This window comes from Gloeomargarita sp. (assembly GCF_053491055.1).
The window spans coordinates 1-14057 of sequence record NZ_JBRCEP010000015.1; the positions used below are offsets into that span (position 1 = coordinate 1).

The 14057-nt window shown below is 59.4% G+C and carries 14 protein-coding genes and 1 pseudogene; 10 read left to right on the top strand and 5 right to left on the bottom strand.

Annotated features, from left to right (window positions below):
• A partial coding sequence (locus ACWISF_RS01265; RefSeq protein ID WP_448379785.1) for a valine--tRNA ligase occupies window positions 1-2532 on the bottom strand: 2532 nt, incomplete at its 3' end.
• Window positions 2533-2634: 102 nt separating this feature from the next.
• Here ACWISF_RS01265 and ACWISF_RS01270 point away from each other — a divergent pair.
• The 7 genes from ACWISF_RS01270 to ACWISF_RS01300 all read left to right on the top strand — a co-directional run bounded on the left by ACWISF_RS01270 (window position 2635) and on the right by ACWISF_RS01300 (window position 9523).
• Window positions 2635-3369: a pentapeptide repeat-containing protein gene (locus ACWISF_RS01270; protein ID WP_448379786.1), complete on the top strand. Its 735-nt coding sequence runs from the start codon at window positions 2635-2637 to the stop codon at window positions 3367-3369.
• Between the two features lie 33 nt (window positions 3370-3402).
• Window positions 3403-7029 carry a response regulator gene (locus ACWISF_RS01275; RefSeq protein WP_448379787.1) on the top strand — a complete coding sequence of 1209 codons (3627 nt, stop codon included), beginning with the start codon at window positions 3403-3405 and terminating at the stop codon, window positions 7027-7029.
• 7 nt (window positions 7030-7036) lie between these two features.
• On the top strand, window positions 7037-7387 hold the full coding sequence (locus tag ACWISF_RS01280; protein ID WP_448379788.1) for an Hpt domain-containing protein: 351 nt from the start codon (window positions 7037-7039) through the stop codon (window positions 7385-7387).
• A gap of 31 nt (window positions 7388-7418) precedes the next feature.
• Window positions 7419-8072 carry a pentapeptide repeat-containing protein gene (locus tag ACWISF_RS01285; protein ID WP_448379789.1) on the top strand — a complete coding sequence of 218 codons (654 nt, stop codon included), beginning with the start codon at window positions 7419-7421 and terminating at the stop codon, window positions 8070-8072.
• A gap of 63 nt (window positions 8073-8135) precedes the next feature.
• The gene (locus ACWISF_RS01290) at window positions 8136-8384 is read left to right on the top strand and encodes a Ycf34 family protein (protein WP_448379790.1); all 249 of its coding nucleotides are present in this window, start codon (window positions 8136-8138) and stop codon (window positions 8382-8384) included.
• Complete coding sequence (gene tsaB, locus ACWISF_RS01295) at window positions 8381-8962, top strand: tRNA (adenosine(37)-N6)-threonylcarbamoyltransferase complex dimerization subunit type 1 TsaB (protein ID WP_448379791.1); 582 nt, start codon at window positions 8381-8383, stop codon at window positions 8960-8962. Before ACWISF_RS01290 ends, tsaB begins: the two co-directional genes overlap by 4 nt.
• 57 nt (window positions 8963-9019) lie before the next feature.
• Window positions 9020-9523: a DNA recombination-mediator protein A gene (locus ACWISF_RS01300; protein WP_448379792.1), complete on the top strand. Its 504-nt coding sequence runs from the start codon at window positions 9020-9022 to the stop codon at window positions 9521-9523.
• An 18-nt stretch (window positions 9524-9541) separates the two neighbouring features.
• On the opposite strand, the gene ACWISF_RS01305 is transcribed toward ACWISF_RS01300, so the two are convergent.
• Window positions 9542-9850: a hypothetical protein gene (locus ACWISF_RS01305; protein ID WP_448379793.1), complete on the bottom strand. Its 309-nt coding sequence runs from the start codon at window positions 9848-9850 to the stop codon at window positions 9542-9544.
• Window positions 9847-10608, bottom strand: coding sequence for a ParA family protein (locus ACWISF_RS01310; protein ID WP_448379794.1), 762 nt, complete (start codon window positions 10606-10608; stop codon window positions 9847-9849). Before ACWISF_RS01310 ends, ACWISF_RS01305 begins: the two co-directional genes overlap by 4 nt.
• A 98-nt stretch (window positions 10609-10706) precedes the next feature.
• Between ACWISF_RS01310 and ACWISF_RS01315 the strand changes: the two genes are divergently transcribed.
• Both ACWISF_RS01315 and ACWISF_RS01320 read left to right on the top strand, forming a co-directional pair.
• A complete protein-coding gene (locus ACWISF_RS01315; protein ID WP_448379795.1) occupies window positions 10707-11384 on the top strand; it encodes a response regulator transcription factor in 678 nt (225 codons plus the stop codon).
• A complete protein-coding gene (locus ACWISF_RS01320; RefSeq protein WP_448379796.1) occupies window positions 11365-11850 on the top strand; it encodes a DUF192 domain-containing protein in 486 nt (161 codons plus the stop codon). Before ACWISF_RS01315 ends, ACWISF_RS01320 begins: the two co-directional genes overlap by 20 nt.
• Here ACWISF_RS01320 and ACWISF_RS01325 read toward each other — a convergent pair.
• Complete coding sequence (locus tag ACWISF_RS01325; RefSeq protein WP_448379797.1) at window positions 11810-13216, bottom strand: phosphoglucomutase/phosphomannomutase family protein; 1407 nt, start codon at window positions 13214-13216, stop codon at window positions 11810-11812. The two genes, ACWISF_RS01320 and ACWISF_RS01325, sit on opposite strands and share 41 nt — an antisense overlap.
• 34 nt (window positions 13217-13250) lie before the next feature.
• Window positions 13251-13604 (bottom strand): FkbM family methyltransferase, encoded by a 354-nt coding sequence (locus ACWISF_RS01330; protein WP_448379798.1) that lies wholly within the window; start codon window positions 13602-13604, stop codon window positions 13251-13253.
• Window positions 13605-13713: 109 nt separating this feature from the next.
• On the opposite strand from ACWISF_RS01330, the pseudogene ACWISF_RS01335 reads away from it, so the two are divergent.
• Window positions 13714-14010, top strand: a pseudogene (locus ACWISF_RS01335) (zinc ribbon domain-containing protein); the annotation flags it as partial.
• Window positions 14011-14057 lie beyond the last annotated feature (47 nt).

Here is a 14057-nt window from a genome sequence, read left to right on the forward strand (position 1 = left end):
CCGCAGGGTCGCCACATCCACCAGCCCCGTCAGGGGTAACAGCACCTGCACCGTGCCGGTGATCCCCACCAAGGTCTGCCGTTGCGCCGGGATGTCTTGGCCCCAGGTGAGGGAGCTGACCTTGGCCAGGTCGCAGATGTAGCGCTGGCTGGCGGCAATCAGGGCTTGTTCGGCGCTAGAAGGGGTTTGCAGGAGGATGGGTACGGCCACACCCGGTTTGATCTCGGCAATCGCCCGCAGGTTGCGAATCGTGCGAATGATCTGGATGACCAGGGCAAAATCCGTCTCCAACGCCGGGTCCATATAACGCGCCTCCGCCTGGGGGTAGGGCTGGCGGGCCAAGCTCACGCCGGGTTCCGGGCGCACCAAACTCTGCCACAGGGCTTCGGTGATGTGGGGCATAAACGGATGAAGCAGCTTGGTGATATCCGCCAAAAGCTGGGCCAGGATGCTTTGCACCAAAGGGCGCGTCGGCTGGGTGGCATCTTGCAAACGGGATTTGACCAGTTCGATATACCAATCGCACACATCGCCCCAAATATACTCATACAAAAGTTTGGCCGCTTCCCCTAAATGAAACGCCTGCAAGTGTTGGTTCATCTGGGCAATGGTGCGGTGATGACGCGACAGAATCCAGCGGTCGCTCAACTCTGCCCTGCTTAGGTCAATAGGCGGCAAAGCATCCGGGGTTTTGCCCTCTAAATGCAGCAGCACAAACCGGGCGGCATTCCAAATTTTATTGGCAAAGTTGCGGGCAGCTTCCACCGTCGCCGATTCATCCGTTTTGCGGTTGTAATCCAAACGGATGTCCTGCCCCGCGCCGACAACCTCTTTGACCAGGGCAAAACGCAAGGCATCCACCCCATATTTGTCAATCAACACCAAGGGGTCAATGCCATTGCCCGCCGATTTGGACATTTTTTTATTGTTTTCATCCCGCACCAAGCCATGAATATACACCGTCTGAAAAGGCATTTTGCCAGTGAAATAGCGCCCCAACATGGTCATGCGCGCCACCCAGAAAAAGATAATGTCAAACCCGGTCACCAGTGTCGTCGTCGGGTAATAGCGCTGAAAATCCGGCGTTTCTGCCGGCCAACCGAGGGTAGAAAACGGCCATAACCCCGAAGAAAACCAGGTGTCTAAAACATCCGGGTCCTGTTCTAAAAGAATGTCTTTGCCAAATTGGGCTTGGGCCAGTTGCTGGGCCTGCGCTTCGTTTTCTGCCACCACAAAGGGCGTCTCGTCGGTGATCACCCCACCGGTTGCGCTGACGACATACCACGCCGGGATGCGATGGCCCCACCACAACTGCCGGGAAATACACCAATCGTTTAATTTCACCAACCAATCCCGATAGACTTTGCCCCACCGTTCCGGGATAAAGCGGGGGGCCTGGTGCTCGTCAAAATCCCGCAGGGCGGCTTCGGCCAACGGGGCAATTTTCACAAACCATTGGGTCGAAAGGAGCGGTTCAATGGGCACTTTTCCCCGGTCGCTAAAAGGTACGGTATGGCGGTGCGGTTCCACCTTCACCAAATAACCTTGAGCTGCCAGGGCCTGCACGACGTTTTGGCGGGCCACAAATCGGTCTTGGCCCTGAAATTCCCCGGCGTTTTCGTTGAGGGTGCCATCGGGGTTCAGGATGTTGATCATAGGCAGGTGATGGCGCTGGCCGATGGCAAAATCGTTGGGGTCGTGGGCCGGGGTGACTTTCACGCAACCGGTGCCAAAGCTGGGATCGACCCATGGGTCGGCAATGATGGGAATTTCCCGCTGCATCAGGGGCAAAACCACCTTTTGCCCAATCAGATGCTGGTAACGGGCATCCTGGGGATGAACCGCCACCGCCGTATCCCCCAGCATGGTTTCTGGGCGGGTCGTCGCCACTTCCACAAAGCCGTCGCCGCTTGCCAAGGGGTAGCGCAGATGCCACAGATGGCCCTCTACTTCCTGCGGTTCCACTTCCAAATCCGATACCGCCGACTGCGTGGCCGGGCACCAATTCACCAGGTATTTGCCGCGATAGATAAGCCCTGCCCGGTACAGTTGCACAAACGCGTAAATCACCGCCTGCGAAAGGCCCGCATCCATCGTAAAGCGCTCCCGCGACCAGTCCACCGACAAACCCAGACGCCGAATTTGGGTCACGATGGTTCTGCCGGCAGTTTCTTTCCATTGCCAGGCCCGTTCCAGGTATGCCGTGCGCCCCAGGTCGCGGCGGGTTTTGCCTTCTGCTTGCAGTTCCTTGTCCAACAAAGTACTCACCGCAATACTGGCGTGATCCGTCCCTGGCAACCAGAGGGTATTGCGTCCCAACATCCGGTGGTAGCGCACCAGCACGTCAATCAGGGCGTGTTCAAAGGCATGCCCCATGTGCAGACTGCCGGTGACATTGGGCGGGGGAATGACGATGCAGTAGGGTTCCCCTGGGGCGTTCGGGTCGGCCACAAACACCCGATGGGTTTCCCAATAGGCTTGCCAGTGGGCCTCCGTGGCATGGGGGGAATATTGGGCAGGCAGTGCGTTCATAAACCCAAGGCAGCGGGATTCAGGTTTAGTGTATCGTAAGGATTCTGAGAAATGGTTGGTCTGGATGGGGGCAACCCGGAGCCCACAGGAGGTTAGCGCGGGATGAAAGGGGGGCGAGGGTGGTTGGGCATAGTTCTGGGGGTCATTGCCGGGGTCGGCGTGGCCCAGGCGCAGGTTCGCAAAGCCAACCCGGAGCATCTCCAAAAACTCCGGCAAGGGGAATGCCTGCGCTGCGATTTGGCCCAAACCGATTGGCAAGGGGCGAATTTGCCAGGGGTCAAAGCCACAGGCAGCGTCCTCCAGCAGGCCAATTTTACCGGCGCCAATCTGCAGGGGGCCGATCTCAGTCAATGCAATTTGATCCTGAGCAATTTCACGCGGGCCAATCTCAGCGGCGCCGTGTTGCATGAATCGTTTTTGGTTACGGCCAAACTGACCCAGGCGGAAGTGGTAGGGGCAAGTCTGCGCAAAGCTGACCTGCGGGATGCGGATTTAACCGGGGCGAATTTCCATAAAGCCAATCTTCAAGGGGCGCTCCTTGTCAAGGCCCAACTCTACCAGGCCAATTTATCCGAGAGCAATCTGCAATTTGCCGTTTTGTCCTTGGCGAATTTGCAAGATGTCAATCTCAGTGGGGCCGACCTCAGCGGGGCAAACCTGCGGGGGGCCAATCTTGGCGGCGCCAATTTGACCCGCGCCAATTTGGGGGGCGCCAATCTCACCGGAGCCAACCTCAGCGGGGCGAATTTATACGGGGCGCAGATGCAAGGGGCATTGCTGACGAGCGTCACGTGGCGAGGAACCCTGATGCCCGATGGGTCGGTGCGGGGGCGTTAGAATTTTCAAGAAAGCTATCACCAAACCAGCGGCATGGAACGGGCCCTTGTTGTCAGTGTTGACGCCCAATTGGTCGCAGAATTGGGACGGCACCTGACGCACCTAGGCTGGGCGTGGGACCACCTTACCCCCGCACAAGTGGCTGCCCAAACCTGTCCCCTAGCGCAGGTGATTTGGGTCGATTTGGGCGAAACAGGCGACCTCCAGCGGCAGCAACAGGTGGTGCAAAGTTGGCCCGAAGTGCCCTACTGTGTCCTGGGGCCGCGCGAGAGCTCCCTGGCGATGGTCATGCTCCATCGGGGCGCGCAGGCCTATCTTCCCCGCCAGCAGTTGACCCTTGCCCAGGTGCAGGCTGCCTTGGCACGGTTGCCCTTGCCCTCTGGGGATGCAACCCAAACGCTCCTGCGCCAATTGCAACACCTTGGGCAAACGACCTACCCCGAACCCGATGCCATGATCCGCGCCCATTTGGAGGCCGGTTGTCGGATGTTGGGGTTGCCCATCGGCCTGTGGACCGAGGGAGAAACGGTGCGCTTGGTGTGCGGCGACTGTCCCTTGCCGGCAGGGAGGATTCTGGCCGGGGTGCAGGTAGGGGTTTCCCTGCCCGTGCACGTACCCCGGCAAGGAACGGGGTATCTGCGGTTTGCAGCGCTTACACCCCCGCCACCTTTGACCCCTGCCCAAGAGCGGCTGGCCGCGTTGTTGGCCCAGTCCTTGGAACGGGGGTTGACCCAATGGGCCTTGGAACAACAGCAAAAAACCACCGAACGGGCCTTGGCTGCCAGCGAAGCCCGCAACCGCCGCCTGATCCAAAACCTGCAGGTGGGGGTGTTGGTTTTAGGCCCGCAGCTTGAGGTGCGTTTGATCAACCCGACAGCGCTGCGTCTGTTGGGATTGAGCGGGCGGCAGTTGTTGGCCGCCAACCGGTTGCGCCTGGATTGGAATGCCATTGGCGAAGACGGCAGTTTGTTTACTGCGGAGACCCACCCCATCGCCCAGGCGTTGCGTACCGGCAAACCGGTAAACCAGGTGGTCATGGGTCTCTACCGAGCCGATACCCAAGAACGGGTGTGGTTGATGCTGTGCGTCGCGGTGGAACTGGATGCCCAGGGACAGGTGGAGGAACTGCTTTGTACCTTGAGTGACATTACGGCCAGCCGCCAGATGGCCGAAGCCAGCCGGGTGAACGAAGAACGCTACGTACTGGCAATGAACGGCGCCAATGACGGCCTCTGGGACTGGGATTTGGAAGCCAACACGATTTATGTGTCTCCCCGCTGGTGCGCCATTTTGGGACTGCCGGCGCAAGCGGCCATCTGGGACCCCGAGGAATGGTTTGGCCGCATCCACCCGGAGGACTACCAGCGGGTGCGCCAGGACCTGGCCGCCCATCTCCAGGGGGAACGGGAGTATTTTCAGAGCGAATACCGCATCCGCCACGAAGCGGGGGAATACCGCTGGATGCTCAGCCGGGGCTTGGCGATTCGCGACAGCGATGGGCAGGCCTACCGCATGGCCGGTTCCCAAAGCGACATCACCGAGCGCAAACAGGCGGAAATGGCCCTGCACCAACAACTGCAACGCTCCCTGCTGCTGCGGCAGATCACCGAAAAAATTCGCCACAGTTTGGATGCCCAACAGATTTTCCAGACCACCGTGCAGCAGGTCGGCCCCGTGTTGCAAGCCAGCCGTTGTCTGTTGTTGGTCTATGAACCGGAACCCACCCCCCAGTTGGTGTCGGTCGCCGAATACGTCGCTCCGGGAATTGCCGCCAGTCACCCCCACATCGTGCCGGTGCAGGGGAATCCCCATGCCCAACGGGTACTGGCTGGCGATACAGCGGTGGTCACCGCCGATGTCACCCAAGACCCCCTGTTGGCTCCCATGCAAGCCCTCTGCCGAACATTACAGATTCGTTCGCTCTTGGCCGTGCGCACCTCCTACCAGGGAGAACCCAATGGGGCCATCGAACTGCACCAGTGCGACCGGCAGCGGGACTGGACCCCGGCAGAAATCAGCCTCTTGGAGGAGGTGGCCAACCAGGTGGGGATTGCCCTGGCCCACGCCCGGTTGTTGGCCCAGGAACGGCAACAGCAGGCGCAATTAGCCGAGCAAAACCGCATTTTGGAAGAAACCCGCCGGGCCGCCGAGGCAGCCAGCCGCGCCAAATCCGAATTTCTCGCCAACATCAGCCACGAAATCCGCACCCCCATGAATGGCATTTTGGGCATGGTCGAACTGCTGCTGGATACCCCCTTAAACCGCGAGCAGCGCGACTACCTCACCACCATCCAAACCAGCGCCCAAATTCTCTTGCACCAGATCAATGAACTGCTCGACCTGGGCAAATTGGAAGCAGGCAAAATGGAGTTGGTCTGTGAGGATTTCAACCTGCGCCATTGCCTGGAAGCGGTGCTGGATTTGCAAGCACCCTTGGCTCTGGAAAAGGGGTTGCACTTGACCCTACTGTTGCCCCCGGAAATCCCCGTGCATCTGCGGGGAGACAGCACCCGCCTGCGCCAGATTTTGGTGAATCTGGTGGGCAACGCCATCAAATTTACCGACCAGGGGAGTGTGACGATTCAGGTCGATGCCCTGGCCGTCACGGATACCAGCGCTACCCTCCACTTCAGCGTCACCGATACGGGCATTGGCATCCCCAGCGACAAACTCGACAGTCTGTTTGAGCGGTTTGTCCAGGTGGATGCCTCACCGGCCCGACGTCAAGGGGGCACGGGGCTGGGCTTGACCATCTGCAAACAATTGGTGCAATTGATGGGGGGCACCATCGGCGTCGATAGCATTTTGGGGGCGGGTTCCTGTTTTTGGTTTGACCTCACCTTGCCCCGCCAGACCGCGCCCCCACCGCCCCCGCAGTACCCCTGGCAGGGCGCGCACCTGTTGGTCGTAGATGGGCACAGCGCCAGCCGCCGCAGTCTGTTTTACCAAGGTGTCAGTTTGGGGTTGCAGGTTACTTTGTGTGCCGACGTACCCCAAGCCCTGGAATACCTGCATACCCACTCCTACCAGGGGGTACTGGTCGCCCGGCCGGACTGGGCGGCTGAACTGGTCGAACGCTGCGGTCATCCCCTGCCTTTGGTGCTGTTGACCACCTCCACCCAAAGCCCCACCCTGTTTCCCCCCTTGGATACCCAGGTGCGGGGGTTTTTGCCCAAACCGGTGAGCCAGGAACGTCTGGTCCATCTCTTGCAAGAACTCTGGCAACCCCCCAGTCCCCCGCCGCCCCCACCCCCTGCGCCGGCGGCTTTGCCCTTGCGCATTCTGCTTGCCGAAGACAACCTGGTCAACCAGAAAGTGGCCCTTGGCCAGTTGCGCCAGTTGGGTTACCAGGCGGATGTGGCCCACAACGGCATCGAAGTGCTCAAACGCCTTGAACACCAGACCTACGACATTATCCTTATGGACTGTCAGATGCCCGATTTAGACGGGTATGAAACGTCGCGCCGCATTCGGCAACTGGCTATTCCCCAGCCGGTGATTATTGCCTTGACCGCCCATGTGATGAAGGATGACCGGGACAAGTGTTTGGCCGCCGGCATGGATGATTATTTAAGTAAGCCCATTACCCGCGAGCAGCTAGGGGCAGCACTCCAGCAGTGGGGCGCCAAAATGCGGGCGGCAACGGCCAAGGAGGACTAATAACGCTATGGAAAGGATGGATGCCCACAGCCAGGGGAAAATCAGCCGTGACTATCTGCGCCAAATGTTTGGGGACGACCCGGAATTTATCGAGGAATTGCTCCGGCTGTACCTCACCGACGCCCAGGAGCGGGTGGCGGCCTTGCAAGCAGCCAGCACTCCCCTGCAGTGGGAAACCATCGCCCACGAAGCCCACCAACTCAAGGGCGCCAGTGCCAATGTGGGGGCCGAAGGCATTCGGGCATTGGCGCAACAGCTCGAGGCACTGGCCCGTGCCCAAACCGAACCGGCGCAGGTGCAACAATTGATCCAGCAGGTCGTCGCTGCCGTCGCTCAAGTCGCCCAGGAACTGGAGTAAAATGCCCCTTATGGGGGGGGTCGGGTCAGCCATGCTTCAGATGCAGCGGGAATTACAAGAGCGTTATCAAAGTGGGGAGCGCAATTTTGATGGCGCCGATTGGAGCCGTTTGGACTTGAGCCGGATTGTCCTCAACGGGGCCAGTTTGAACCGCACCAATTTGTTTCGCACGGACCTATTGCTGGCCCAGTTAGAAAAAGCCAATCTCAGCTATGCGGTGGCCTGTCGGGTCAACCTCAGCGGCGCCAACCTCACCGGGGCCACCTTGCGGGCTGCGGATTTGTACATGGCGAATTTGAATGGGGCCAAACTCGACCAGGCAAATTTGAGCAAAGCCTATCTGCGGGGGGCGGATTTGACCCGGGCGGGCCTCAGCGGCGCCGACCTCAGCGGTGCGAATTTGATCGAAGCCAATCTCTACGGCGCCAACCTCACCGGTGCCAACCTGCGGGGGGCCTTTTTAATTGTGGCGAATTTGCGGGGTGCGATTCTGACAGGCGCCAACCTGACCGAAGCCAATTTGAGCGGGGCCAACCTCACCGGCGTCAATTTGCACGAGGCGATTGTGACCGATGCCATTCTCCCGGAAGACACGGCGGCAGACCGTTTACGGCGGGTGCAGTTGACCATGCCTCCTACCACCAACCCGGACTTGTTGGAAGAAATTTTTGGCGCTCAGCCCTGACCCCCGGCTCCTGGGTTAAAGTAGCAGTAGGATGGTTGAGGCCGCCCTGGGGGAAGCGCGACGATGTGTATTTGTGTGAATTGTGCTTATGTGGACCAATGCATCACCTATCATGAGGTGGAACGCCAACACCAGCAACCCCATTTGACCGACACACCCACCTTTGCACCCGTATCTCCCACCATCAATGTCAACATCCGTTCCCGGTCAGAAGTGATCGAGATGGAGTGGGATGTGGTGGGGTGTGACTCCTTTTGCCTGGATGCGGGGCGCTGGAGTCGGTTGCGGCCAGGGGAACCGGTGCCCACGTGACCCTCGGACTCGCCCTGCACACAGCCGGCGCCACGGTCGGGCTGGCGATGGGGCGGGTGGGGGAACCGCTGCGCACGGCAACGTACACCTGGGGACAGGACACCAGCCGCTATTTCCACCAGCAGTTGGCCCACTTCCTGTCGCCCTACCGGTGGTCCGATGTGGCGTTTTTGGCGGTCACGCGGGGGCCTGGTTCCTTCACGGCTTTGCGCTTGGGCCTGGTGACGGCACGGGTGTTGGCGCAGGAATTGCATCTGCCCCTGTTTGCCCTGTCCACCTTGGGGGTTGCCAGTTGGCTCTGGTCAGAACCGGTGGCGGTGTCTTGGCCGGCGGGCCTTGATTGGCTGTATGGGGGCATTTATCAGCAAGGGCACGCCCTCTGGGCCGATCAGGTGTTTACGCCCTCAGCCTGGCAGGAATTGCTTGCGACCTGGCCGACCCCCTTGCGGCTGGTCGGGGACATCCATACCCAGGCACCGGCAGAACCCCTGTTGCGCTGGGCGATGCACCTGTGGCAGGCCGGGGAACGTCCGCATTGGTCGGCAGCCGTACCCTTTTATGGCCGGGCGCCGGTGTAGTTGCCTGCGGGCTACCATCTGCTATAGTATGAAACGGGATTGATCAGGAATTCCGCCTTGCCTTCCACGTTTGACCCCCCGAAAATCGATGAATTTTTGGCGGAATTGGCCGCCATCCAGCAAACCGGCGCGAAACGCATTGCCCTTTTGGGTTCCCGTCACGTTCCCATTACCCATCAGTATTTGATCGAACTTTTGGCCTATGCGCTGGTTTTGGCGGGCAATCGGGTGTTGACCTCCGGGGCAACGGGGGTGAATGCGGCGGTGATTCGGGGGGCGATGCGGGCAGACCCCAATTTATTAACGGTGATCTTGCCCCAAAGTTTGCACAAGCAACCCCCGGAGTCCCAAGAGCAGCTCAAGCAGGTGATGCACCTGGTTGAAAAGCCGGAATACGATAACTTATCTCTGGCCGAAGCCAGTACTTTGTGCAACAGCGAGATTGTCTCCCGCTGCCAGCAGTTGGTTTGTTTTGCGTTTCACGATAGTCACACGCTCATGATGACCTGTCGGGAAGCGGAAGAGCAACGAAAAATTGTCACCCTGTTTTATTTCGACTGACGTTTAACGCCTGCCCTCCTAGTCCAAGTAACCCATCACATCCTCCGAGGTTGTCGCCGGGGGCAAAGGGGGAGGTGTGCGGCGCGCCTGGGCCAAAAAGGATTGCAGGGCCAACGCCACCAGTTGCGACTCGGTCAATTCGGGCCTGTGGGCTTGCCATTGCCGGTGCAGGGCGTGCAAGGCCTGCTGCAGGTGGGCGGGGATTTGGTAGCTCACCCATGCCGTTGTCGGGGGTGTCGTCCCCGGCGGTGCCAGGTCATCCCCAGCAGGAGCGGGGCGGCGGTTGAGGGGGTTGTTGTCCTCGGTGAGGCGGGGGCGGGGTTTCACGGCGTTTCTTGCATTTGGATAAAGTGCACCAATTCCAGCAGGGGTTCCAGAAGGCGGCGTTCGTTGGTGTAGCGGTGAATTGGCTCCCCGGCCAGGTTGGATTCGGCAAATTTGACCGATTTGGGGATGGGGGAAAACACGCGAATATCCGGCTGGGCCTTGAGCGCTTTTAGGACATCCTGGGTCATGATGGTTTGCGGTTCGGCCATCGTGGGGAGTACGCCCAGCAGATGCAGACGGGGATTAAGACGGCGTTGCACCTGGTTGACGGTTTCCAAAAGAGCCGCCAGGCCTTTCAAGGCGAAAAATTGGCATTGGACGGGAATGAGCACGTAATCGGCGGCAGCCAGCGCGCTGATGGTCAACACCCCCCGGCTGGGCGGGCAATCCATCAACACATAGCGAAACTGCCCCCGACAGTCGGCCAGGCGGTCCCGCAGGGTGTAAAAGGCCCCACTTTTTTGGAACAACTCGATTTCCGCGCGGGTCAGATGGGCATCCGCAGGCAAAAGATACACCCCGCTGGCGGTTTGGTGAATCACCTGCGCCGTGGACACTTGGCCGGTGAGCCAGTGATAGGCCCCCGGTTGTTCGCCGTTTAATTCGACCCCCAGACCCGTCGTGAGATTCCCTTGGGGGTCCAGGTCAATCACCAGACACTTGTCCACCTCGGCCAACAAACCGCCCAGTGCTATGGTAGAAGTAGTTTTGCCAACGCCCCCTTTGTGATTGGCAATCGCCAGGAACATGACGGTCATCGTGCAGTCCTAATCCCAGTGTAGTGCGCTCTGGTCCCATGCGTTCGCGGCCAAAGCCAGGTATAGTAACAGATATTCGGGCCTCGCAACTCCCTTCTATGACCGAATCCAGTGCGGCGCGTGTACTACTGGTTAGCAGTGACGCCTCGCTCCGGCAACGCTTGGCGCTTGCACTCAATGAAGCAGGCTATCCCTGTCAATCCCTGACGGATACCGCCGAGGTCTTTGCCCATCTGGCCAACCATACCGTCAGCCTATTGATCGTGGAAGCCAGCCCTGCCGGGTTGGACCTCTGCCGCCAAGTAAGCCGCACCTACCCGCAACTGCCGATTTTGCTGCTCACCCAGGGCGACAGTCTGGCCGAACGGATCACCTGCTTGGAAGTGGGGGCCTGGGACTACCTCAGCGCTCCCTATCCCTGCAAAGACCTCATTCACTGGCTCAAGCTGTACGTGCAACCCCAGACCGAACCGGGGGAACGCCTGACCTTTGCGGATTTGACCCTGGATTTGAACACCCGCGTCGCCCTGCGCCAACAGCGGCAAATCCAACTCACCATGAAAGAATTTGACCTGCTCAAATTTCTCATGCAGAATCCGGGGCGGGTGCTCACCCGCGAAGAAATCATGGAGCAGGTGTGGGGCTACCAATCCGTGCATGAATCCAATGTCATCGAGGTTTACATCCGTTACCTGCGTCTGAAACTGGCCCAACCGGGGGAAAAACATCTGATTCAAACTGTGCGGGGGGTGGGCTATGTCCTGCGGGAACCCTAAGGCCTGGCTCGGCAGCCTGCTGATCTGGGGGTGGCTAGGCAGTGCCCTCACCCTGGCGCAAACCCCCCAACATCTGCCCGTGCGCGCCCAATTCCAGCACAACGGCCAGCGGATTCTCCTGGAAGTGGCCTGGACACCGGAGCAACAGGCCCTGGGGTTGATGTACCGGGAACGCATCGAACCCAACCGGGGGATGTTTTTTCCTTTTTACCCCCCCCGTCCGGTCAGCTTTTGGATGAAAAATATGCGTACCCCGATTGATATGGTTTTTCTCCATGAGCATAAAATTCTGGCCATTTATTCCCGCGTGCCGCCCTGCACGACGCCCCGCTGCCCCACCTATGGCCCGGATATGCCCGTAGATAGCGTCATCGAATTGGCGCCCGGTCGGGCACAGCAGTTGGGTCTCAAGGTGGGCGATACCCTCATCGTGCGCTGGATTCCGCCCAGTGGCGCGCCCAAGTGAGGATGGTTTGCCCCTGCGCGGGGGTGGATGATTCGCAGTACAAGCGCAGGAGGGGTTCTGTGCCGCTCAAGCGAATCAACAACCAACTTTGGTCGCTGAGATAAAACTTGTACCCATCGCCGCTCCAGGTTTTGACCACCGGCATATCGGCAATTTGGGTAGGCGGTTGGGTTGCCAGTCGTTCGAGCAGTGCTTCCCGGGCTCCCTCGCCAGCTAAAGGCACATCCATCCGGTCGTAGGTACTGACAAAATTCAGCTTTTGTTGGAGTTCTCGGTACTGCACTTCCAGGGGTTTTTGGGTGACGGCAATGGCTTCGAGCAGATACAGCGCCGATAACAGGGCATCCCGTTCCGGCAGATAGTGCCCGTAGCCAATCCCACCCGATTCTTCCCCGCCCAGGAGCACCCCACCCTGGAGCATCTCCTGGGCGATGTACTTAAACCCAATCGGGGTTTCCACCACCGGCAACCCGTAATAGGCCGCCGTTTTGGCAATCAATTCCGAGCCGCTAATGGTTTTCACCACCCGCCCGGTCAAGCCCCGGTGTTCTGCCAAATGCTGGATTAACAGGGGGATGAGCACCTGGGGCGAGAGAAAATTTCCCTGCCCGTCCATCGCCGCAATCCGGTCCCCATCCCCGTCAAACGCCAGCCCTACCTGGTTGCCCGTATGCCCCTGCAGGGTGCGCCGCAATTCCTCTAAATAGCGAGGCAAGGGTTCCGGCGGATGCCCGCCAAACAGCACATCCCGCTGCGTGCGCAATTCCTGCACCGCCGTTCCCAGGATGCGGGTCAACCCCCCTGCTGCCGCCCCGTGCATCACATCCACCCACACCCGCCAGTCCGCCAAACCCGCTTGAATCCGCGGGACATCCACCTGCTTGTGCAACGCATGCAGATACTCCGGCCAGGGGTCAAACGCCTGAATCCCACCGCCGGAGTGCGGGCTAAGCGGCTGCGCCAACTGGGCTTCGATTTGGCGGGTGACCTCCGGGGGGACCGAGCCGCCAAAGTTCCCTTTGACCTTCAGGCCGTTGTACTCCGAGGGATTGTGGCTGGCCGTGACCACCAACGCCCCCATCGCCTGCTGCTGGCGCACCTGATAACTCAACGCCGGGGTGGGAGCTGGTTGGGTCGCCAAACGTACCGAAAATCCTGCTTGCGCCACCGCCTGGGCTGCCGTGTGGGCAAATTCCGGGGACAAAAACCGCCGGTCATAGCCGACCAACAGGGGGGCGGTGGTATCCCCGTGCGTGCGCGCAAGGACCATGGCTGCGGCCTGGGCCACCTGGGCCACCCGCGCAAAGGTAAACTCCCGGGCGATCACCCCCCGCCAGCCATCTGTGCCAAACCGAATGGGTTCCATCTCTGCTGCTCCCTACCCGCTTACTCTCTTAATTTTAAGCGTTTTTTAAGCGTTTATTTTTGAGCAAAACATCACCACTAAAGCGATAGACAAGTTGGAAATCCGGGAGCAATCTGAGAATTTCTCGCAAGGGAATCTGCCCCTCGTATAGCTCCACATTGGCATATTCCGTGTAAAGGTAACGGGTGTGCGCCAAAGCCTTTTTTCCCCCTTGAATTAAATCAACTTCTGCCCCTTGTACATCCGCCCAAATAAAATCAATCTGGGGAAATCCCGCCGTTTGCCACCAAGTGTCTAATTTCTGAGTGGGTACTTGAATCGTTTGCTCAAAAGTACACCAAGGAAACACTTCTCGATGTTTTTTGGGTTTGCGGATTGACCCCGACATATCCCAGGAACCAGATGTCTGTTCAGCTAGAAACCGCAGGAGGCCCGCCCTGTACCCGTAGGGTCAGAGTCGGGAGGAATGCGGTCGATGATATATAATAGCGACATGACCCACTGCCTACAGCTCGCAGACTTGCCACCGGTGTTTGTGGATTGGGCAACGGGAAGGGAAGCGTTTTCGCTGTGTCAACCCGGCCTGTGGCTGGGAAGGGGATGCAGATTTGAACGGTGCCAACGTGATTGCGCTTTTGGGGGCCGCTGTAAACCAGCCCCCCTACATCCCCCCGTATACGGGGGGACAGGAGGGGGGTCTGTGGTTGGCTTGCCAACTGCAGGGCTACCGTTCGCGTCAGCGGCGCGTAGCGCTTAAGCCCGCTCCGTACCGCTTAGCGGTCGGAGTCGGGTAGTTTACCAGCGACCTTTATGCGTTGGGGATGGTGGCTTGGCAAGGGCT